At 66.2% G+C, this 20410-nt stretch carries 23 protein-coding genes and 1 tRNA gene; 15 read left to right on the forward strand and 9 right to left on the reverse strand.

Going from position 1 to position 20410, the window contains the following annotated elements; all coding sequences use genetic code 11:
* Positions 1 to 323: 323 nt before the first annotated feature.
* The gene (gene ldtR / locus E3C22_RS21445) at positions 324 to 833 is read right to left on the reverse strand and encodes a transcriptional regulator LdtR (RefSeq protein WP_134763935.1); all 510 of its coding nucleotides are present in this window, start codon (positions 831 to 833) and stop codon (positions 324 to 326) included.
* 171 nt (positions 834 to 1004) lie between these two features.
* A complete protein-coding gene (locus tag E3C22_RS21450; protein ID WP_134763936.1) occupies positions 1005 to 1427 on the reverse strand; it encodes a DUF6163 family protein in 423 nt (140 codons plus the stop codon).
* Positions 1428 to 1801: 374 nt separating this feature from the next.
* On the opposite strand from E3C22_RS21450, the gene hemB reads away from it, so the two are divergent.
* The 5 genes from hemB to E3C22_RS21475 all read left to right on the forward strand — a co-directional run bounded on the left by hemB (position 1802) and on the right by E3C22_RS21475 (position 6640).
* Complete coding sequence (gene hemB, locus E3C22_RS21455) at positions 1802 to 2824, forward strand: porphobilinogen synthase (protein WP_134763937.1); 1023 nt, start codon at positions 1802 to 1804, stop codon at positions 2822 to 2824.
* 449 nt (positions 2825 to 3273) lie between these two features.
* Positions 3274 to 4179, forward strand: coding sequence for an ABC transporter permease (locus E3C22_RS21460; RefSeq protein WP_425365001.1), 906 nt, complete (start codon positions 3274 to 3276; stop codon positions 4177 to 4179).
* The gene (locus E3C22_RS21465) at positions 4077 to 5159 is read left to right on the forward strand and encodes an ABC transporter permease (RefSeq protein WP_425365002.1); all 1083 of its coding nucleotides are present in this window, start codon (positions 4077 to 4079) and stop codon (positions 5157 to 5159) included. Before E3C22_RS21460 ends, E3C22_RS21465 begins: the two co-directional genes overlap by 103 nt.
* A gap of 40 nt (positions 5160 to 5199) precedes the next feature.
* Complete coding sequence (locus E3C22_RS21470) at positions 5200 to 6195, forward strand: ABC transporter substrate-binding protein (RefSeq protein ID WP_134763939.1); 996 nt, start codon at positions 5200 to 5202, stop codon at positions 6193 to 6195.
* Between the two features lie 369 nt (positions 6196 to 6564).
* A tRNA-Lys gene (locus E3C22_RS21475) sits at positions 6565 to 6640 on the forward strand.
* Between the two features lie 5 nt (positions 6641 to 6645).
* Here the strand turns inward: E3C22_RS21475 and E3C22_RS21480 are convergent.
* Entirely contained in the window at positions 6646 to 7260 is a 615-nt protein-coding gene (locus tag E3C22_RS21480; protein ID WP_134763940.1) for a YqgE/AlgH family protein, read from the reverse strand.
* A gap of 317 nt (positions 7261 to 7577) precedes the next feature.
* Between E3C22_RS21480 and E3C22_RS21485 the strand changes: the two genes are divergently transcribed.
* Both E3C22_RS21485 and E3C22_RS21490 read left to right on the forward strand, forming a co-directional pair.
* The gene (locus E3C22_RS21485; protein ID WP_134763941.1) at positions 7578 to 8483 is read left to right on the forward strand and encodes a protein-disulfide reductase DsbD domain-containing protein; all 906 of its coding nucleotides are present in this window, start codon (positions 7578 to 7580) and stop codon (positions 8481 to 8483) included.
* A gap of 135 nt (positions 8484 to 8618) precedes the next feature.
* Positions 8619 to 9104, forward strand: a complete 486-nt coding sequence (locus tag E3C22_RS21490; protein WP_134763942.1) for a peroxiredoxin — start codon at positions 8619 to 8621, stop codon at positions 9102 to 9104.
* Between the two features lie 153 nt (positions 9105 to 9257).
* Here E3C22_RS21490 and E3C22_RS21495 read toward each other — a convergent pair whose 3' ends face one another.
* The 5 genes from E3C22_RS21495 to E3C22_RS21515 all read right to left on the reverse strand — a co-directional run bounded on the left by E3C22_RS21495 (position 9258) and on the right by E3C22_RS21515 (position 13903).
* Complete coding sequence (locus tag E3C22_RS21495; RefSeq protein WP_134763943.1) at positions 9258 to 10295, reverse strand: M42 family metallopeptidase; 1038 nt, start codon at positions 10293 to 10295, stop codon at positions 9258 to 9260.
* Positions 10296 to 10415: 120 nt separating this feature from the next.
* Positions 10416 to 11081: a guanylate kinase gene (gene gmk / locus E3C22_RS21500; protein ID WP_134763944.1), complete on the reverse strand. Its 666-nt coding sequence runs from the start codon at positions 11079 to 11081 to the stop codon at positions 10416 to 10418.
* Positions 11078 to 11965, reverse strand: coding sequence for a YicC/YloC family endoribonuclease (locus E3C22_RS21505; protein ID WP_134763945.1), 888 nt, complete (start codon positions 11963 to 11965; stop codon positions 11078 to 11080). Before E3C22_RS21505 ends, gmk begins: the two co-directional genes overlap by 4 nt.
* Positions 11966 to 12115: 150 nt before the next feature.
* Positions 12116 to 13240: an endolytic transglycosylase MltG gene (mltG, locus tag E3C22_RS21510; RefSeq protein ID WP_134763946.1), complete on the reverse strand. Its 1125-nt coding sequence runs from the start codon at positions 13238 to 13240 to the stop codon at positions 12116 to 12118.
* Positions 13241 to 13426: 186 nt separating this feature from the next.
* A complete protein-coding gene (locus E3C22_RS21515) occupies positions 13427 to 13903 on the reverse strand; it encodes a MarR family winged helix-turn-helix transcriptional regulator (RefSeq protein ID WP_134763947.1) in 477 nt (158 codons plus the stop codon).
* A 52-nt stretch (positions 13904 to 13955) separates the two neighbouring features.
* Between E3C22_RS21515 and E3C22_RS21520 the strand changes: the two genes are divergently transcribed.
* The 8 genes from E3C22_RS21520 to E3C22_RS21555 are packed head-to-tail and all read left to right on the forward strand — an operon-like array spanning position 13956 to position 19192.
* Positions 13956 to 14630, forward strand: a complete 675-nt coding sequence (locus tag E3C22_RS21520; RefSeq protein ID WP_134763948.1) for a glutathione S-transferase family protein — start codon at positions 13956 to 13958, stop codon at positions 14628 to 14630.
* 37 nt (positions 14631 to 14667) lie between these two features.
* Positions 14668 to 15363 (forward strand): DUF899 family protein, encoded by a 696-nt coding sequence (locus E3C22_RS21525; protein ID WP_134763949.1) that lies wholly within the window; start codon positions 14668 to 14670, stop codon positions 15361 to 15363.
* Positions 15364 to 15400: 37 nt separating this feature from the next.
* On the forward strand, positions 15401 to 16006 hold the full coding sequence (locus E3C22_RS21530; protein ID WP_134763950.1) for a dihydrofolate reductase family protein: 606 nt from the start codon (positions 15401 to 15403) through the stop codon (positions 16004 to 16006).
* Between the two features lie 6 nt (positions 16007 to 16012).
* Positions 16013 to 16669, forward strand: a complete 657-nt coding sequence (locus E3C22_RS21535; RefSeq protein ID WP_134763951.1) for a glutathione S-transferase family protein — start codon at positions 16013 to 16015, stop codon at positions 16667 to 16669.
* A gap of 37 nt (positions 16670 to 16706) precedes the next feature.
* Positions 16707 to 17129, forward strand: coding sequence for a VOC family protein (locus E3C22_RS21540; RefSeq protein ID WP_134763952.1), 423 nt, complete (start codon positions 16707 to 16709; stop codon positions 17127 to 17129).
* Between the two features lie 44 nt (positions 17130 to 17173).
* Positions 17174 to 17881 (forward strand): DUF1428 domain-containing protein, encoded by a 708-nt coding sequence (locus tag E3C22_RS21545; RefSeq protein ID WP_134763953.1) that lies wholly within the window; start codon positions 17174 to 17176, stop codon positions 17879 to 17881.
* Between the two features lie 45 nt (positions 17882 to 17926).
* Positions 17927 to 18706, forward strand: a complete 780-nt coding sequence (locus E3C22_RS21550; RefSeq protein WP_134763954.1) for a VOC family protein — start codon at positions 17927 to 17929, stop codon at positions 18704 to 18706.
* 3 nt (positions 18707 to 18709) lie between these two features.
* Complete coding sequence (locus tag E3C22_RS21555) at positions 18710 to 19192, forward strand: VOC family protein (RefSeq protein WP_134763955.1); 483 nt, start codon at positions 18710 to 18712, stop codon at positions 19190 to 19192.
* 23 nt (positions 19193 to 19215) lie between these two features.
* On the opposite strand, the gene E3C22_RS21560 is transcribed toward E3C22_RS21555, so the two are convergent.
* Positions 19216 to 20148, reverse strand: coding sequence for a sulfotransferase domain-containing protein (locus E3C22_RS21560; protein ID WP_134763956.1), 933 nt, complete (start codon positions 20146 to 20148; stop codon positions 19216 to 19218).
* Positions 20149 to 20410: the final 262 nt, after the last annotated feature.

Consider the following 20410-nt stretch of genomic DNA (forward strand, 5'->3'; position numbering starts at 1 on the left):
ATCTTCGCCTCCACGGGACATCTCCATGGATGCTTCCAGAATCAATCAGAGCCAAAACCGCAAGCCCGATCAGCTTCAAATCACCGCCGGCCATATGCGATTCGCCTGCCCTTGCGGGGGAGATGCCGGCAGGCAGAGGGGGGCGCCTGACGCCGTACGTCCGACAGGACGCGTCATCTATGCACGCGGCTCCACAAGTGCGACGACGTGGAGTCACATCGCGGCGATGCCCTCACCACCGCCACAACAACATGCGCCGACGCCGCCCGCGGGAAAACCCGGGGCGGATCGGAGCACCATGATCGCTGGAGGTCAGGCGACGATCAGAGGCGATAGAGGATCTGGTCGTTCCAGAACCGGTCGAGACGCTGCAGCGCCTTGTTCATCTTGGTGAATTCCTGCTCGTCGAGGCCACCGACCTTGTCGATCGAGCCGATGTGGCGGTCGTAGAGGTCGGCGACGACCTGGGCGACCTCCATGCCGGTTTCGGTCAGCGACACCCGGACGGCGCGGCGGTCGACGCGGGACTTCTGGTGGTCGATGAAGCCGAGCTCGACGAGCTTCTTCAGATTGTAGGAGACGTTCGAGCCGAGATAGAAGCCGCGGGTGCGAAGCTCGCCGGCGGTCAGCACCGAGTCGCCGATATTGAACAGGAGCAGAGCCTGCACGGCGTTGATGTCGGTGCGACCGGCCCGGTCGAACTCGTCCTTGATCACGTCCAGCAGACGGCGGTGAAGCCGCTCGACCAGCTGCAGTGTTTCGAGGTAGAGAGACTTCAGTTCCGTCTTTTCTTCCTGAACAGGAACCGTCTGCGTCTTGTTGGTCGTGACCATGATATTGCTCCGCTGTTGAAGTGATGGATTATTGTTTTGTCTATCCATCTTGGAGACCAATCTACGCGGCGCATCTAAAATTCGACTTAAACCTCAGACTTAACACGATCTTACGGCGGTCGAACGAATTTCTTGCTTAACGATTTTCCTTCGCCTGCCCGCCGGGCCGGCTCAGCGCCCGAGCCGCCGGCCATCCTCGCGCCAGGCTAGGAGGCGCAGCACCGCCAGCGTTCCAAGGCCGAGGGCGTGAGCGACGAGGCCGAGAGCGTTCGGGCCGAAGAGGTCCGGAAAGCCGAGATGCATCACCACCTCGATGATGGCGATCAGCACCCAGATCACCGCCCCCCATCCCGCCGTCATCCAGAGGCCGATGCCGGCCACCGGATAGAGCACCGCCAGCGCCGGCGCGGCGATGCGCCACCAGATCGGCATCAGGTCAAAGCGGCCGAGATGGGCGGCGTCGATGCCGATCAGCCGGACCCAGTAGAAGATGCCGACGGAAAACAGAAGGAGCCCCGCCAGCCGGTAGAGCCAGACGGTGAGCCGGCGATTGAGGCTGGTCGCCTTCGATTCGCCCGACAGCTCGATGGTCATGGTCGGCCTCGCCCCGGGATCGCGTCGCTTGCGCCGGCGGATCGTCGGCATGGCCGGGCCGCCGGGCTGCGGAACCTAGTGCCTGGCGGGGCGAAAGGTCAATCTTGCGGCTTTCGCCACAAGGGCATAGGCAAAGCTCTGGTGGATTGAATTTGACACTCGAGTCCCGGGCGAGGTCGGGAGACGCATCGAATGTCAAATTCGGAATTCCACGAGAAGCACTGACTTGGCGAGTGGTCTTTCGATTCCGACATTTGCCGGGTCAGTGTCACAAGACAGTACCAAATGTCGGAATCGGACCGCTTGCGTGGACGGCGCGAATGGGGCCGCCCGGCGCATGACCCATGCCGCGCCACCAGAAACGGACAGCCGCCATGACGAATTTTTCCGTCTCCACCACCGAGCGCATCGACGCCGTAACCGGCGGCACGCGCCTGCGCCGCCTGCGCCAGGCCGACTGGAGCCGGCGGCTGGTGCGCGAGACCCAGCTCTCCACCGCCGATCTGATCTGGCCGATCTTCGTGCGCGAGGGCAGCGGCGAGAAGCAGCCGGTGGCCTCGATGCCGGGGGTCGACCGGCTGACGGTGGAAGGCTGCGTCGAGGCGGCGAAGCGGGCCCGCGACCTCGCGATCCCGGTCATCGCGCTGTTTCCCTATACCGACCCCGGCTTGCGCGACGAGACGGGCAGCGAGGCGCTCAACCCCGACAATCTCGTCTGCCGCGCCACGCGGGCGATGAAGGCGGCGGTGCCGGAGGTCGGCATTCTCTGCGACGTCGCCCTCGATCCCTATACCAGCCACGGCCATGACGGGGTGATGCGGGGCGAGCGCATCCTCAATGACGAATCCGTTGAGCTTCTCTGCCGCCAGGCGGTCGTCCAGGCCGAGGCCGGCTGCGACATCATCGGCCCGTCCGACATGATGGACGGACGCGTCGCCTGCATCCGCCACGCTCTCGACGCCGCCGGCTGCCGGGACGCGATGATCATGGCCTACAGCGCCAAATACGCCTCGGCCTTCTACGGGCCGTTCCGCGACGCGGTCGGCTCCGGCGGCATGCTGAAGGGCGACAAGCGCACCTATCAGATGGACTACGGCAACACCGACGAGGCGCTACGCGAAGCCGCCCAGGACCTCGCCGAGGGCGCCGACATGATCATGGTCAAGCCGGGTCTTCCCTATCTCGACATCCTTGCCCGGCTTGCCGCCGAATTCGGCGTGCCGACCTTCGCCTACCAGACCTCGGGCGAATACTCGATGATCATGGCGGCGGCTGAGAACGGCTGGATGGACGGCGAAAAGGCGATGGTCGAGACGCTGTCGGCCTACAAGCGCGCCGGGGCGTCGGGCATCCTCACCTACTTCTCGCCGATGGTGGCGGAGATGCTGCGCGGGTGAGAGGATCGGCGTCCGCCCGACCAGGCTGCGGCGCGGGCGCCCCGTTCGTGCCTCCAGTGCGTCCTGATGCAGAGGACGTCAGCCCGGCTGCAACGAGGAAGCGCGACTGTCAGCGCATCGCCTGAACGTCCGCATTTTTAGAGACATATGTCGACGCGGCGTCATCCTCGGGCTTGTCCCGAGGATCTACTGCGGGTTGATCGTCAGACCGTCCGCCAGCGGAAGGTCGGTCTGTGATGCTTCTGGTGTGCCGGCGGCAGCAGATCCTCGGGACAAGCCCGAGGATGACGGCGTTCCGACGTGTTCGCCCGGTTTCATCTTTCCCCCACCCGCCCTTGACCTTTTCCAGTCTCCCGGCGACGGTGGGCGATGCCGTCGCACGACGTCAGGGGAACCGGAAAGGACCTGCCATAAGCGCCTCGCCCGCCATTGCAGAACCTTCCGCCGGCATCGGCTATGCCGGCCCCGTCGGCCGCTTCCTGCGGCGGCGGGCCGAGGGCAGGACCATCCCCGTCATCGCCGTCTGCCTCGCCATTCTCGGCCTCTGGTACTGCGCCGCCATCGGCGTCAACTGGGCGACAGAGACCGACAAGCTCGCCCGGGCCGGCGACTATTCGACCTTGAACGCCGTCGCCGCCACCTGGTCGGCCGAGCGCCCGGTGCTCCCGGTGCCGCATCAGATCGTCGCCGAAGTCTGGAAGACGGTCTTCGAGGTGCGGCCGACTTCGCCGCGCTCGCTGCTCTTCCATGCCTGGGTGACGCTCTCCTCGACGCTGCTCGGCTTTCTCTTCGGCTCGGCCCTCGGCGTGCTTCTCGCCGTCGGCATCCTGTTCTCGCGAACCCTCGACAAGAGCCTGATGCCCTGGGTGGTGATCTCCCAGACCATCCCGATCCTCGCCATCGCGCCGATGATCATCGTGGTCCTGAATTCCATGGGGGTGCAGGGGCTTCTTCCGAAGGCGTTCATCTCGACCTATCTCTCCTTCTTCCCGGTCACCGTCGGTATGGTGAAGGGGCTGCGTTCGCCGGACCGGATGCTGATCGACCTGATGCACTCCTATTCGGCGAACTCGCTGCAGACGCTGGTCAAGCTGCGCTTTCCCGCCTCGCTGCCGTTTCTCTTCACCTCGATGAAGGTGGCGGTCGCGGCTTCCCTCGTCGGGGCCATCGTCGGCGAACTGCCGACCGGCGCGGTGGCAGGTCTCGGCGCGCGGCTTCTCGCCGGCTCCTATTATGGCCAGACGATCCAGATCTGGTCGGCGCTGGTGATGGCCTCGCTGATGGCTGCCGTCCTCGTCTGGCTGGTCGGGCTCTGCGAGAGGGCGGCGCTGCGGCGGCAGGGGATGCTGCGGTGAGCAAAGCCAGCCTCGCCCCCGCTCTTCGAGGCTCCCAATCGCCGGCGACACGGCTCGGCGGCCTTGCCGTCTTGACCGCACTCCTCGCGCTGGCGGCCATCATGCTGCTGCCGGACGGCGGCTGGCTGCTCGCCCTCGCCGCTCTCGCCGTCTGGGCCGCCGCCTGGGCGCTGACCGCCACGATGGCGCGGCTGCAGCCGAAATCACCGGCAGCGGGGCGGGCCCTCGCGATCGCCATCCCGCTCACCTTCGGCGTGACGCTGCTCTTCCTGTGGGAATGCGTCGTGCGCGGCCTGAACGTTCCGCCGGTGCTCCTTCCGCCGCCCTCGGCGATCGCGGCGACGATCGTCTCCTCGGCCGGGCTGCTCTTTGCCGATTTCGTCCAGACCTTCCTGAAGGCGGTGATCGCCGGCTACGTCCTCGGCTGCGGCGCCGGGTTCCTCACCGCCCTCCTCGTCGACCGGTCGCCGTTTCTCAAACGCGGCCTCCTGCCGATCGGCAATCTCGTCTCCGCCCTTCCCATCGTCGGCGTCGCGCCGATCATGGTCATGTGGTTCGGCTTCGACTGGCCGTCCAAGGCGGCCGTCGTCGTCGTCATGACCTTCTTTCCGATGCTGGTGAACACCGTCGCCGGCCTTGCCGCCTCCTCCGCCATGGAGCGCGACCTGATGCGCACCTATGCCGCGAGCCACGGCCAGACGCTTTTCAAGCTGCGGCTGCCGGCGGCGCTGCCCTTCATCTTCAATGCCCTGAAGATCAACGCCACCCTCGCCCTCATCGGCGCCATCGTCGCGGAATTCTTCGGCACGCCGATCGTCGGCATGGGCTTTCGCATCTCCGCCGAGATCGGCCGGATGAACACGCCGATGGTCTGGGCCGAGATCACTGTGGCCGCCCTCGTCGGCTCGCTCAGCTACGGCGCGATCGCGCTGATCGAGCGGCGCGCCACCTTCTGGCATCCGTCGGTCCGCAAGGGATAGGCGGCCAAAGCTTCGACAACAAGCAACAGGGGAATTTCAGATGAAAGCATCACTGATCGGCATGGCGATCTGCCTTTCGGCCACCGGCCTTGCCGGCTCTGCCCATGCGGCCGACGCGCTGACGCTGCAGCTGAAATGGGTGACCCAGGGCCAGTTCGCCGGCTACTACGTCGCCAAAGAGAAAGGCTATTATGACGAGGCCGGCCTCGACGTGACGATCAAGCCCGGCGGCCCGGACATCGCCCCGGAACAGGTGATCGCCGGCGGCGGCGCTGACGTCATCGTCGACTGGATGCCGGCGGCTCTTGCTGCCAGGGAAAAGGGCCTGCCGCTGGTCAACATCGCCCAGCCCTTCAAGAAGTCCGGCATGGAGCTCACCTGCCGGAAGGATACCGGCATCGAGAAGCCCGAGGACTTCAAGGGCAAGACGCTGGGCGTCTGGTTCTCCGGCAACGAATATCCGTTCCTCTCCTGGATGTCGAAGCTCGGGCTTTCCACCGAGGGCGGTCCTGACGGCGTCACCGTCATCAAGCAGGGCTTCAATGTCGACCCGCTGATCCAGAAGCAGGCCGACTGCATCTCGACCATGACCTACAACGAATACTGGCAGGTGATCGACGCCGGCATCCCGGCCGAGGAACTGACCGTCTTCAAATACGAGGACCAGGGCGTCGCCACTTTGGAGGACGGTCTGTATGTGCTCGAAAAAAGCCTCGACGACCCGAAGATGGTCGAAGACCTCGCCAAGTTCGTGAAGGCCTCGATGAAGGGCTGGGCCTATGCCGCCGAGCATCCCGACGAGGCGGCCGAGATCGTCCTCGACAACGACATGACCGGCGCCCAGACCGAGGAGCATCAAAAGCGCATGGTCGGCGAGATCAACAAGCTGGTCGACGGCTCCGACGGCACGCTCGACACGTCTGCGGCGGAGAACACCGTCGACGTGCTGATGTCCGGCGGCTCCGACCCGGTGATCACCAAGAAGCCGGAAGGCGCCTGGGTCTCGACCGTCACCGACAAGATGAAGGCGATGTGAGGAGCAAGCTTCTCCCATCACCTGACGAGACGGGTGCCCGGCTGCCGCGGTGCCGGGCACGGACCGCGGCGCGCCCGGCCTGCGGCTTCGGACCGAAAGTCGGAATCGCTTTTTTCGGAAAGCACGATGCGGTGACCACGAGGGTTCGAGTGTCGCTTGCGCGTCCGACGGGACACTTGGCGCTCTCGCGTTGCGAATGAGATGCCGAGGGGACGCGAGGCACGGTGCCGGAGAGATCGTCTGGCGTCCCGGCACGGATGGCCCCGGCGGCATCCCCCGCCGGCTTTCGCCTGGCGCGCTGACGCGCGGTGTTGATTGTTTGGCGCCGATTCCGTATCAGGCCCCTCATCCGGACCGAACGTCCGGCGCGGGCGCGTAGCTCAGTTGGTAGAGCAACGGACTTTTAATCTGTAGGTCTTGGGTTCGAGTCCCAACGCGCCCACCACTTTCTCAGGCGTGGCCGGCCTCGCCCGCCAGGAAGGCCGGCTCGATGCCGAGCAGGCCGAGCGCCCGCTTGTACTTGGCCTCGAGATCGGTGTCGAAGACGATGCCGAGATCGGCCTTGCAGGTCAGCCAGCCATTGGCGGCGATCTCTTCCTCGAGCTGGCCCGGCGCCCAGCCGGAATAGCCGAGCGCCATGATCGCCGTGCGCGGCCCCATCCCCTCCGAGATCGCCCTCAGAATGTCGACTGTCGGCGTCAGCGCGATGTTCTCGGCGACGTGGACGGTCGATTCCGAATCGTAGTCGTCGGAGTGGAGGACGAAGCCCCGCCCCTTTTCCACCGGCCCGCCGACGCACACCGAGACCTCGCGCCCGCCCGACGGCAGGCGGATATCGTCCTCGCTCTCGACGACCCCGAGCTGGGTTAGCAGCGCCGGAAAGCTCATCGGTTGCGACTTGTTGATGATGAAGCCCATGGCGCCGTTGGGCGAATGGGCGCAGAGATAGATCACCGTGCGGGCGAAGGGCTCGTCGCTGACCGTCGGCATGGCGATCAGGAAATGCCCTTCCAGCGAGTGGGCGACGTCACCTTCGACGGAATCGAGATCGATATCGAGCTTCATCCTACCTCACCCGCATGGTTGCGACTGCGGAACGCGTTGCCGCGCGTCTTCGCGGCGCCCTCGCCGCGCCCTGACGCGCATCCGGTGTCGCGTCATCCGGTCGATGGATGCATCAGGCACCGCAAGGGCGGCACATGTCGCACCGGAACCAGCATCGGAAGACCTGCTTCCATCATTTCGGATCACGCGCGAAAAAGCTTCCGTGAAACCAAGGTGACATCCGCGCCGAATAATGACCAGAGCAGAATTGCCACGCGCTTTCCAAATCGGAAAAAAACCCGTTATCTCAGCGCGAAAACGGTAAGAGAGACCGACAAATGACAGGCATTTTTCGCCGTTACGGCTGCCTTGCGGCTGGCCCGGGGGAGACATTCCGCAGGCCCCGAGGTGCCGTCCTGCGGTCGGGCTGCGCGGCGGTTGTCGGATGTTTCGGCCTCCTTGCCGGCCTCGCCCCCTCGCCGGAAGCCTTTGCCGAGGGCGGTGACGCCGGCGTCTTTCGCAACGAGGAAGTGACGCTTCAGCTGGTGCGCGCCGGAGAGCCGGTGGATGGCGCGGTGCGTGCCGCACTCCTGATCGATCTCGCGCCCGGCTGGCACACCTACTGGACCGATCCCGGCGCCTCGGGTGTCCCACCGCAGATCGACCTGTCGAAGACCGCCGGCTTCCAGACCATCTACCAGCATCTGCCGGCGCCCACCCGCTTCGGCGAGGGGCCGACCCGCGCCAACGGCTACGAGGGCAGAACCGCCTTCGCTTTCGAGCTCGATGTCGAGCCCGGCGAGACCATCGATGCGGTGAAGGCTTCGGTGTTTCTCGGCGTCTGCAAGGAGATCTGCATCCCGGTCTCGGCCGAGCTCACGGCCGAACCTTCCGGCGCTGCCGGCGACGCGGCGGTGGCCGCGGCCTTCGCCGCATTGCCTCAGGAGGCCGGCGACGACCGCTTCACGGTCACCTCAGGCGCCGACGGCAAGAGCCTGGACGTTTCGGTCAAGGATGCTGGCGGGGCCGGCAAGACGCCCGAGCTTTTCGTAACCTCCGGCGACGGCTGGTTCTTCGACGAACCCGGGAAGCCGATGCGACAGGGCAGCAGCACCGTCTTCACGGTGCCGATCGCCGAGAGCCCGGCGGAAGCTGCAGGAGCGCCGGAGGCCGTCGACCTTCTCCTCACCGATGGCGGCAAGGGCGTCGAGGCGACCGGCGTGCCGGTGGTTTCGGGACGCTGAGCGGGCTTTCAGAGGGTCAATTGCCGAAAGCGTGAAGACCGAAGCTGGACAAGCCTTCGCCAGGCGCCAGATCGACACGCGATGAGACGGATCACATGGGTTCGTCAGCCATTGCCATCCAGCGGAGTGACAGACATGACCATCGCCATCGGCGACAAGATCCCGAACGCCACCGTCAAGACCCGCACCGAGGACGGCCCGGCGGACCTTTCGACCGAGGAGATCTTCTCCGGCAAAAAGGTCGTGCTCTTCGGCGTTCCCGGCGCCTTCACCCCGACCTGCTCGATGAACCACCTGCCGGGCTTCGTCACCCACAATGACGAGTTCCGCCAGAAGGGCGTCGACACCATCGCGGTGGTCGCGGTCAACGACATCTTCGTCATGGGCGCCTGGGAGAAGTCGACCGAGGCGGGCGGCAAGATCCTGTTCCTCTCCGACGGCAACGGCGAGTTCACCAAGGCGCTCGGCCTCGATATCGATCTCTCGGTCGCCGGGCTCGGCGTCCGCTCGAAGCGCTATTCGATGCTGGTCGAGGACGGCGTGGTCAAGCAGCTGAACATCGAGGAAAGCCCCGGCCAGGCCGACAAGTCGAGCGCCGAGGCACTGCTCGAACAGATGTGAGGCGGGCCGTCCGGCAGACGAGTGTGGGGTCGGGGAAGCGTTTGATAGTGTTCCCTCGCCCGGTCGGCGCCTTGCCCTCGCATACCGTCTTATGAAGAGGAGCAAGACGTCTCGTTACGTCTTGCTTCCGTTGTTTTGCGTTCTTCGCGTCGCTCAATGCGCCGCGACGAAGGCTGTCAGGATCTTACGGGCGGCGCGAAGATCGCGCTTGTCGATCATCTCGGCGACGGTGTGGATGTAGCGCGTACCCACCACGATGCCGACCGCCCTCGCGCCGGCGCCGGCCTGCTGCGCCGCGGCGCCGTCCTGCCCGCCCCTTGCAAGGATCGTGCGCTGGCAGGCGATGTCCTTTTCCTTCGCCAGTTCCTCGATCTCGCGCACCAGGGCGTAGTCGGCGATGAAGGAGCCGTCCTTCATGTGCAGGCCGAAACCGGCGCCCTGGACCGTCGTGCGGTCCTTCTCGGGAACCCCCGGCGTGTCGCAGGCGAGCGTCGTGTCGACGCCGATGGCGATGTCCGGCGCGACGCCGTAGGAGGCGGTCTTGGCACCACGCAGGCCGACTTCCTCCTGGGCGGTGAAGGCGACGGTCAGTTCGCAGTCGTGGCCGTGACCGTTCTCGACCAGCTTCCTCACCGCTTCGATGCCGAGCCAGCAGGCGATGCGGTTGTCGAGAGCTTTCGAAACGATCTTCTCGCCCATCTCCTCGAAGGGCTCGTGCATGACGACATAGTCGCCGACGCGGATCCTCTCTTTCGCGGCCGCACCCAGACCGGTGTCGACGACGAACTCGTTCGGCTCCGGCATCTTCTTGCGCTCGTCCGGCGACTGGATGTGGATCGGCTTGCCCTCGGCATTCATCACGCCCGGAATGTCGCCGTCCTCGGTGCAGACGAGGACGCGGCGGGAGAACAGGTTGCGCGGATCGAAGCCGCCGACCGGGTCGACATGGACGAAGCCCTTGTCGGTGACGTGGGAGACCAGGAAGCCGATCTCGTCCATGTGGCAGAGGAGAAGGATCTTCTCGGGGCTGGCGCCCTTGCCCTTGCGGGTGCAGATCAGCGAGCCGAGGGCGTCGGTGCGCATCTCGTCGAAGAGGCCCTTCGCCTCCGCCTCGATCAGGGCGCGCACGCGGGTCTCGCGGCCGGGAACGCCCGGCGTCTCGCAGAGCCGCTTCAAAAGGTCGAGATTCATTGCGGGATCATCCTCAAAACGCATCGGCCGCAAGCAGCCGGAAATAATGTCGGTGGACGCTGAGGCCGAGACCAGGCACTGCGCCGACGGGGTCACTTCGGCAGGCGGCGGAAGCGGCGTTCAGCCGGCCTCGTCGCCGAGCAGCACCTTGGTGAAGGCCTCGAGCCCCGGCCGGCGGTCGCGCTTCAGCCTTTCGGCGGCAATGATCGCCCGCACCGCCTGGAACGCCCGGTCGAGGTCGTCATTGACGACGACATAGTCGTAGTCGCGCCAGCGTTCGATCTCGACCTTGGCATTCTTCAGGCGGATAGCGATCGTCTCGGCGGAATCCTCGGCGCGGCGCGTCAGCCGGTTCTTCAACTCCTCCATCGAGGGCGGCAGGATGAAGATCGAGACGACGTCGTCCTTGGCCTTCTCCTGCAGCTGCAGCGCGCCCTGATAGTCGATGTCGAAGAGCATGTCGCGGCCCTCCAGCATCGCCCGTTCGGCCGGCGCGCGCGGCGTGCCGTAAAAATTGCCGTGCACCTCGGCCCATTCGAGCAGACCGTCGCCGGCGCGCAGGAGGTCGAATTCCTGCTTGTCGACGAAGCGGTAGTGGATGCCGTCGATCTCGCTGGTGCGCCGCTTGCGGGTGGTCACCGAGACCGACAGCTGGAAGGCGGGATCGAATTCGAGGAGGTTGCGGGCGATCGTCGACTTGCCCGCCCCCGAGGGCGAAGAAAGCACCAGCATGATGCCGCGGCGGGCGATGTCCGGCGTCGAGCCGAGGTCGGTCGGAAGGGTCATTCGATGTTCTGCACCTGCTCGCGGAACTGGTCGACGACGACCTTCAGGTCGAGCCCGATGGCCGTCAGCGACGCTGCGTTGGATTTGGAGCAGATCGTATTCGATTCGCGGTGAAATTCCTGCGAAAGAAAATCGAGCCGCCGGCCGATGACGCCGCCGTCGGCAAGAAGCGTCCCGGTCGCCGCCAGATGGGCGCGCAGCCGGTCGATCTCCTCGCGGATGTCGGCCTTGGCGGCGAGGATCGCGGCCTCCTGATGCAGCCGCGCGGGATCGAGATCCTCGCTGGCGCCGATCAGCGCCTCAACCTGTTCCTGAAGCCGCCTGCGGATCGCCTCGGTGGTGCGCGCAGGGTCGCGGTCGGCCTTTTCCGCCAGTTCCGAGATCTCGCCGAGGCGGGCGGAAAGCACCTTCGCCAGCGCCGCACCCTCCTCGCGCCGGACCTCCTCGAGCCGCGCCAGCGCATCCTCGAAGCCGGCGACGACTGCCGCGTCGCGGGCTTTCGCACCGGTCTCGTCGAGGCTCTCCTCGGCGATATCGATCAGCCCCTTGATGGCGAGGAGACCGTCGGCGGTGGGCGGTGCGGCATGGCCCTCGGCAACCAGCTTGCCGGACATGGCGAGCAGGCGCGACAGCATCTCCTCGTTGACGACGAGGCTCGGCGCGCCGCCCTCGCGCCGCCATTGCAGATTGGCCTGGAGATTGCCGCGGGTGATGACGGCCGACAGACGGCGTTTCAGGTCGGCTTCCAGATGCTCCATGCCCTGGGGCAGGCGGAAGCGGACGTCGAGGCCCTTGCCGTTGACCGCGCGCAGCTCCCAGACGAAGGAGCCCGCAGCCGTCTCGACCTCGGTCCGGGCAAAGCCCGTCATGCTCCTCACCGCCATCGCGCGCCCTTCTTGTCGTCGGTCCTGCCGCCTGCGGCCCCAAACGGTCGAGCGGCTTCGTTGGACGATTGAGTGTCCCATCGCGGCCGAAGGATCAAGTCCCGGCCCGGCAAGGCCGCAGAAATCGCCCGTCTCCGGCTGTCGCGCCGATCAGCCGCCGCTGCCCGGCGCCGCGTCCCGCTCGGCCGCCCGCTGGCGCTCCAGCGCCCGGTACTTGGCGACGTTGTTGTTGTGCTCTTTCAGGCTCGACGAGAAGACGTGACCGCCGGTGCCGTCGGCGACGAAATAGAGGTCGTCGGTCTCCATCGGATGGGCGACGGCTTCGAGCGCCGCCTTGCCCGGATTGGCGATCGGGCCGGGCGGCAGGCCGCGGACCTTGTAGGTGTTGTAGGGGGTGTCGCTGTCCTTGTCGGACTGCGACACCGGCTGGCCGGAGGGCTTTCCGGCGCCGCCATAGACGCCATAGAGGAAGGTCGGGTCGGAATCGAGCCGCATGCCCTTCTTCAGCCGGTTGATGAAGACCGAGGCGACATGCGCCCGCTCGCCGTCGATGCCGGTCTCGCGCTCGACGATCGAGGCGAGCGTGATGAACTGGCCGATGTCCTTGATCGGCAGGTCGGGGTCGCGGCCCTTCCAGATCTCCTCGACCAGCTGGTCCTGGGCGGTCTTCATCCGCCGGACGATCTCCTTGCGGGTGGCGCCGCGCTGGACGAGATAGGTGTCGGGCTTCAACGTGCCCTCCGGCACCTCGCCGGGCATCTCGCCGGAGAGGAAATCGGCATTGGCGATGCGCTCATAGGCGCGGTTGACCGTCCAGCCTTCCGGAATGGTCACGGCGTGCATGATCGAATCGCCGCTCTTCAGCTTCTCCATCACCTGGCGCATCGACGCACCGGGCGGGAAGGCGAATTCGCCGGCCTTCAGCTGGCCGCCGGCGCCGGAAAGCCGAACACCGTATTCGAACACTTCGGCGCTGGAAATGATGCCCTCGCCCTCGAGACCGGAGGCGATCGCCGAGACGCCGGTGGAGCGCGGCACCACATAGGTCGCCTCCTGCTTCAGCGGCCCCGGGCTGTCGAATTCGCTCTTGCCCCAATAGAGCAGCGCGCCGGCCGCGAGCACCACGAAGAGCGCCGCCGACAGGCAGAAGTTCAGGAACACCACCACCTGATTGCGGGCATGGCGCGAGCGCCTCGGCGGCTTGGGGGCAGGCGACGGCTTGAACGAACGGCCGCCATAGCCCCGACGATCCCCGTCTGCGTATTGGTCGTTCACCGACACCCCCTTCTTCGCGTCCCCGAATCCCCGCCCTCTGCCAGCATGGCAATGTGGCAAAACGCCGGACAACGCAAGGAATGCGACCCCCTTGGGGAGGTGGGGCGGCCGCCGGTCCGGCGTCTGAAACCGGGGCTACGAGCGGCATCGGGCGCGGAAAGCCGCTCAAGGCCGGGGGACCGGCCGTCAGGCGAAGACGTTGAGGTCGCCGCGCAGCCGGTCGGCCTCACCGGCGATGCCGAGAGCCTTTTCGAGCGCTGCCTGGGTCTCCTCCCACAGCGGCACGGCCCTGACGAGCAGCTTGAGACCCTCCTCGGTCAGGCGCGGCCGGCGCGAGCGCTTGTCCTGCGGATCGGCCGAAACGATGACGAGGCCGCGGCGCTCCAGTGGCTTGAGATTGGCGGTCAGCGTCGTGCGATCGAGGCCGAGAAGCTGCGCCACTTGGCCGAGCGTCGGCGGCGCGGGGCGATTGAGCGACATCAGGATCGAGAACTGCCCGCCGGTGAGGTTCAGCGGCCGGAAGGCGTCGTCGAACCGCCTCGCAATCGCCCGCGCAGCCCGCTGGGTATGCAGGCACAGGCAGCGGTCGCGAACGTCGATCGTCGTCGTGAAGGGGACGACGGTCTTCAACGGTTCGTGAGGCGAATCATTCCGGTTTGACATGGTTCATTTATGTTGATATCAACCTATCCGTCAAGTCGAAGGGGAGGTTTCGATGCAGGGCAATTCCGTTGTCGTTACGGCCTATGACTGGGTGCCGTCCTTCGCCCAGGGCCATGTGCGCGACCTGAGGGTTCGCTGGGCGCTCAACGAGGCCGAGACCCCTTACGAGACGCGGCTGATCGACCACCAGCAGAAGACCGAGGCGGAGCATCTCGCCCGCCAGCCCTTCGCCCAGGTTCCGGTGATCGACCTCGACGGCGGCTCGATGTTCGAATCCGGTGCCATCGTCTGGACCATCGCCGAAGCGAGCGACAACCTCCTGCCGAAGGACGCGGCCGGCCGGCGCAAGGCGCTCACCTGGTGTTTCGCCGCCCTCAACACCCTCGAGCCGGTGGTCGCCCGCCTCGCCGAGGTCGAGTTCTTCATCGACGACGCCGAGGTGAAGGAAAAGCTGCGGCCTCGCGCGATCAAGGCGGTCGAGACCCGGCTCGCCCAGCTTCAGGCCGCACTCGGCGAGGCCGAGTATCTGACCGGCGAATTCTCCGCGCCTGACATCCTGATGGCGACGGTGCTGCGCGACCTCGGCCATTGCGACGTGCTTTCGAAATTTCCCGCCCTTTCGGCCTATCTCGAGCGCTGCCTCGCCCGGCCGGCCTTCGCAAAAGCCCTCGACGAGCAGGTGAAGCCCTTCGCCGAAAACGCCCACCGCTACGAACAGGCGGCCTGACGCGGGCCCAATTCGCGAAAGCCTCCGGAGACGAGACATGCAGAATAGCGAACTGACGCCCGCGGCGGAGCTCGCGCGGCTGAAACCGGCGCATTTTCCCAATGAGAGCGCCGACTATCGCAAGGCGCGGACAGCGCTTCTCGCCGAGGAGATCGAGCTGAGGCGCCACATCGCCCGCGTCGCCGCGCTGCGCCGGGAGCTGCCGCCAGGCGGCGAGGTGACCGCCGACTATCGCTTCGTCGGCGAGGACGGCGAAGTCGGGCTCGGCGATCTGTTCGGCCGGCACGACACGCTAGTCCTCTACAGCTTCATGTACGGGCCGGCCCGCAAGGCGCTCTGCCCGATGTGCGGCGCGACGATGACCGCCTGGGACGGCGAAGTCCCGCATATCGAGCAGCGGGTGGCCTTCGCCACGGTCGCCCGCTCGCCGATCGGGCGCATCCGCGAGCTTGCCGCCGAGCGCGGCTGGCGGAACCTCAAGCTCTTCAGCGATGTCTCCGGCGACTACACCAAGGACTATGTCGGCGATCCTGACGCCGACATGCCGGCCTACAACGTCTTTACCCGCAAGGGCGGGACGATCCGGCACTTCTGGGCCCCGGAAGGCGGCAGCGAGATCGCCGATCCCGGCCAGGACCCGCATATGGCGCCGGACCTCAATCCCCTCTGGATCATCCTCGACACGACGCCCGAGGGGCGCGGCGCCGACTGGTATCCGAGCCTTCGCTACTGACCCTCATCGACATCGTTGAAAGACAGAAGGACGTCCCATGCGCCAGGTGATTGCCGGATTGTTCCAGTCGCTCGACGGCGTCGTCCAGGCGCCGGGCGGGCCGCAGGAAGACGAAAGCGGCGGCTTTGCCTTCGGCGGCTGGGGCGTGCCGCATTTCGACGAGGTCCTCATCGGCTTCATGGGTGAACTCTTCCAGGGACCGTTCGACCTGCTGCTTGGTCGCAGGACCTACGAGATCTTCGCGGGCCATTGGCCGAAGATCGAGAACGATCCCTTCGCCGACGCGCTGAACACGGCGGCGAAATACGTCCTGACGTCGTCCACGGAGCCGCTCGCCTGGAACAACTCCCATCGGTTGGCGGATTTCGACGCGCTGGCCACTTTGAAAGAAACCGAAGGGCCGCGGCTGATCGTCCAGGGATCGAGCACGATCTATCCGCAGCTCCTGTCTCGGCGGCTGGTCGACCGGCTGTTTCTGATCACCATGCCGGTCGTCCTCGGCAGCGGCAAGCGGGCGCTTCCCGGCGCCGCGCCGACAGCCTGCAAGCTCGTCGACCACCGCGTCTCGGAAAGCGGCGTGATCATCGCGGTCTACGAGCCCAAGGGGGACGTCGCGACGGGCTCCTTCGCGATGGAAGGCTGAAGCGCGATGCTCGAACTCTTCGCCCATCCCTTCTCCTCCTACTGCCAGAAGGCGCTGACAGCCCTTTATGAAAACGACACGCCCTTCCGGCTGCGGATGCTTTCACCCGAAAATCCCGACAACTTCGCCGAACTCCTTGGCCACTGGCCGTTCGGCAAGTTTCCGGTGCTCGTCGATGACGGCCGGCCGGTGATCGAGGCTTCGGTCATCGTCGAATATCTCGACGTCCATCATCCCGGCCCCGCCCGGCTGGTTCCGGCCGATCCGGAGGCGGCGCTGAAGGTGCGCTTCTGGGACCGCTTCTTCGACAACTACGTCGCAACGCCGCAGAACAAGTTCGTCGACGACGCCCTTCGGCCGGCGGACAGCCGCGATCCCCTCGGCGTCGAGCGCGCCGGGGCGATGCTCGACAAGGCCTATGGCTACCTCGAACGCCACATGGCGGGCCGCCAGTGGGCCGTCGGCGAGAATTTTTCCCTCGCCGACTGCGCCGCCGCGCCGCAGCTCTTCTATGCCGACTGGACGCATCCGATCGGCGATCGCTTTCCCGCCGTCACCGCCTATCGCGAGCGGCTGAACGCCCGAGCGTCCTTCGCCCGCTGCATCGAGGCGGCGCGGCCCTATCGCCCGCTGTTCCCGCTCGGCGCGCCGGACCGCGACTGAGCCTTCGGAAATCTCAGCATTCAAACCGGAGTCCCCCGTGAGCCAGAAGATCTTCATCAACCTGCCTGTCACCGACGTGAAGCGCTCGACGGCCTTTTACGAAGCGATGGGGGCGAGGAAGAACGAGCGCTTCTCCAACGAGACGACGTCCTGCATGGTCCTCAGCGAGGAAATCCATGTCATGCTCCTCGAGCACACGCGCTGGCGGGATTTCACCACCAAGACCATCCCCGACGCGAAGGCGAGCGCCCAGGTGCTGCTGTGCCTGACGCTGGAAAGCGGCGCGGCTTGCGATGCCGCCGTCGAGACGGCGGTTGCCGCCGGCGGCGCGGCCGACCCGACACCGAAACAGGATTACGGCTTCATGTACGGCCGATCCTACGAGGATCCGGACGGGCACATCTGGGAAGTGAGCTGGATGGATCTCGCCGCCATGGAAAAGGCGATGGGCGAAGGCTGAAGCCGCGCCGCCGAAAAGCCGCGCGCACCGAGGAGGATGAGGACATGACCTATGTCATCGGCTATGTGACCGCCGTGCCGACGGTGAACCGCGAGGCCTTCGCCGACCACTGCCGCAAGGCGTCCGGCGTGATGACCGATCTCGGCGCGATCCGCATGGTCGACGTCTGGGGCGACGACGTCCCCGACGGCAAGGTCAACGACTTCAAGGGCGCCGTCGCGGCCAGACCGGACGAGACCGTCTGCTTCGGCTGGATGGAGTTCGCCGACAAGGCGGCGGCGGAAACGGCCACCGACCGGATGAAGAGCGACCCGCGCATGCAGGCCCTCGCCGACATGCCCTTCGACGGCAAGCGGATGATCTATGGCAGCTTCGAGGCCCTTTTCGAGGCAGGCGAGACGGTGCCGGGCGGCTATGTCGACGGCTTCGTCATCCCGGTGCCGGACGCCAATCGCGAGGGCTACGCCAATCTGGCGCGGGCGAGCTGGCGGATCTTCCGCGAGCATGGCGCGAAGCGCCAGGTGGAGTGCTGGAGCGACGACGTCCCCCGCGGCGAGGTCACGGATTTCTACCGCGCCGCCCATGCGAAAGACGGCGAAGCCATCGCCTTCGCCTTTCTCGAATGGCCGGACAAGGCGACGCGGGACGCCGGCATGAAGGCGGTGATGGAGGACGCGCGGATGAGCGACATGCCGCAGGAAATGCCCTTCGACGGCAAGCGGATGATCTATGCCGGCTTCGCTCCCGTCTGAGAGCGCCGAAATCCGGGACAGCAATCTTTCAGGAAGGAGGCCGCCATGGCCAATCCGCAGGGAACACCGATCTGGTACGAGCTTCTGACCAGCGACCAGAACGCGGCGCAGGGCTTTTACGAAAAACTGCTCGGCTGGACGATCGCCCGGCCCGAGATGGGACCGCCGGGTGTCGACTACCGGGTCGCCGCGGCCGAGGACGGACCCGTCGGCGGTATCATGAAGATGCCGGAGGGGGCGCCGATGCCGCCGAGCTGGCTGATCTATTTCGGCGTCGACGACGTCGACCGGGCGACGGAAAAGGCGACGAGCCTCGGTGCGGCCGTCCACATGCCGCCGATGGACATTCCGGATGTCGGGCGCTTCTCCTTCCTCGCCGATCCGCAGGGCTGCCTGTTCTATCTGATGCGGGGTCTCTCCAGCGAGGACAGCCGCGCCTTTCAGGACGGTGAGACGGCGATCGCCGGCCATGCGGTGTGGAACGAGCTGTCGACGCCGGACCAGGCCGGAGCGCTCGCCTTCTACGGCGATCTCCTCGGCCTCAGGCAGGACGGCGCCTTTCCGATGGGCGACCTCGGCGACTACAAGTTCTGGTATGTCGGCGAGACCCGCATCGGCGCCGTCATGCCGCAGATGCCCGGCGGCAAGTCGGGCTGGCAGGTATATTTCTCGGTCGACGACATCGACGCGGCGCATGGACGTCTCGAACTGGCGGGCGGCATGGCGCTCTACGGGCCGAGCGAGATCCCCGGCGGCTCCTTCACCCTCGTCTGCGCCGACCCGCAGGGCGCCCGTTTCGGCCTCGTCGGACCGAGAAAGGCTTGACCGATGACCATCGAAGACAAGCTCGCCACCTGCCTGTGGTTCGACGGAAACGGCGAGGAAGCTGCCCGCTTCTATGTCGACCTCTTTCCGGATTCCTCGATCGACCGGATCATGCATGCTCCGGCCGACTATCCGTCCGGCAGCACCGGCAACGTGCTGCTGGTGGAGTTCACGCTGTGCGGCCGGCGCTTCCAGGCGCTGAACGGCGGCCCGAACTTTACCTTCACGGAGGCGATCTCGCTGTCGGTCGACTGCGACACGCAGGAGGAGGTCGACCGCTATCACGCAGCGCTTTCGGCGCATCCCGAAAGCGAGGCCTGCAGCTGGGTGAAGGACCGCTTCGGCCTGTCCTGGCAGATCGTCCCGCGCATCATGACGGTGCTCCTGAACGATCCCGACCGGGCGAAGGCGAAGCGCGTGATGGAGGCGATGATGACGATGAAGAAGATCGACATCGCCGCCATCGAGGCCGCCGCCCGGGGCTGAGCCGGGCGGCGCGCGGTGGCCCCTCAGGCGGCGAGGGAGGCGGCGTTGCCGGCCAGCCGGCCCTCCGCGAGCCAGGCGGCGCAGTCCGCCGGCAGCTCTGCGGCGACCTTCGCCTCATAGGCGGCGACGTCCTCGGCCGTCAGTTCGTCGTGCCAGCGGCCGTTGGTGCCGCGATGGATGAAGGTCTCGGCACCGCCGTCCCAGAACGCGCCGCCGAGCGGCGCCGATTGTGCTGCATGGGCCTTCATGTAGTCGAAGCTGCAATGCTGAAGGATCGTCGGCCAGGACGCCGGATCGGCCTCGATGCCGAGGAATGCCGCGATCCGGGCGATCTCGCCCGGCATGTCGGCCTTGAGATCGGCGAAATGCACCATCAGCACGTTGGGCAGGTCGCGCACCGCCCACCAGGACCTCACATGGGAGAAGAACGGCCAGAACGGATGGCCGTCCTGTTCCAGCCATTCGAGGAAATAGCGCCGGGTCGAGGCCGGCGGCGGCTCGATCGGCGGGCCAACGCGCCCGGGCGTCTCGTTGAGTTTCGCATACCAGTCGGCATTCGCCCGGGCATGGTGGTTGTACATGCTCCAGATCACGTCGCGGCCGTCGCGGCCGACGAAGACGTAGCGGGCCTTCGGCGAGAAGACGAGCGCGTCCACCGGCAGATGGGTCTTGATGAAGCGCCGATGGGTCTGCGCCTCCATCGCCTCGAGCTTCACCGCCTTGGGCGGAACCCTCAGGTCCAGCCAGGGCGAGAGCTCGGCGACCGAGATCTCGGCAGAACCGCCGAAGATCAGCTGGCCGATGATCTGCTGGGTCCAGGTCGTGCCGGATTTACCGTAGGTGGCGATGACGACGTCGTCGTTGCGAAACGCAAAATCGTTCCAGATCGTCGAATCGAAGTGGTGGTTGTGGAACTCCCGCGTTTTCTGCGGCCAGGCATTCGTGACAGCGTCCATGAGTGGAACCTCGCGTGAAGGGACGCGGCCATCTACTCAGGGTTTGTTTCGTCAGGATTTCTATTTGAGCGGGGAGGCTGCGACGCCCTCCGGAGCGCTGTCACGACTGCGTCAAAGCGCCGTGTGTTGGAATGGTCTCAGGGCGGACGCCCCACTCGTTGAAGCAACGCATCGTGCTTTCCCGACAATCGATTCCGATTTTCTGGCCGATGCCGCATCGGCCAACAAAAACGCCGCCCCTTTCGAGGCGGCGCTATCATCG

This window comes from Jiella endophytica (assembly GCF_004519335.1).
In the GTDB taxonomy this organism is placed as follows: domain Bacteria; phylum Pseudomonadota; class Alphaproteobacteria; order Rhizobiales; family Rhizobiaceae; genus Jiella; species Jiella endophytica.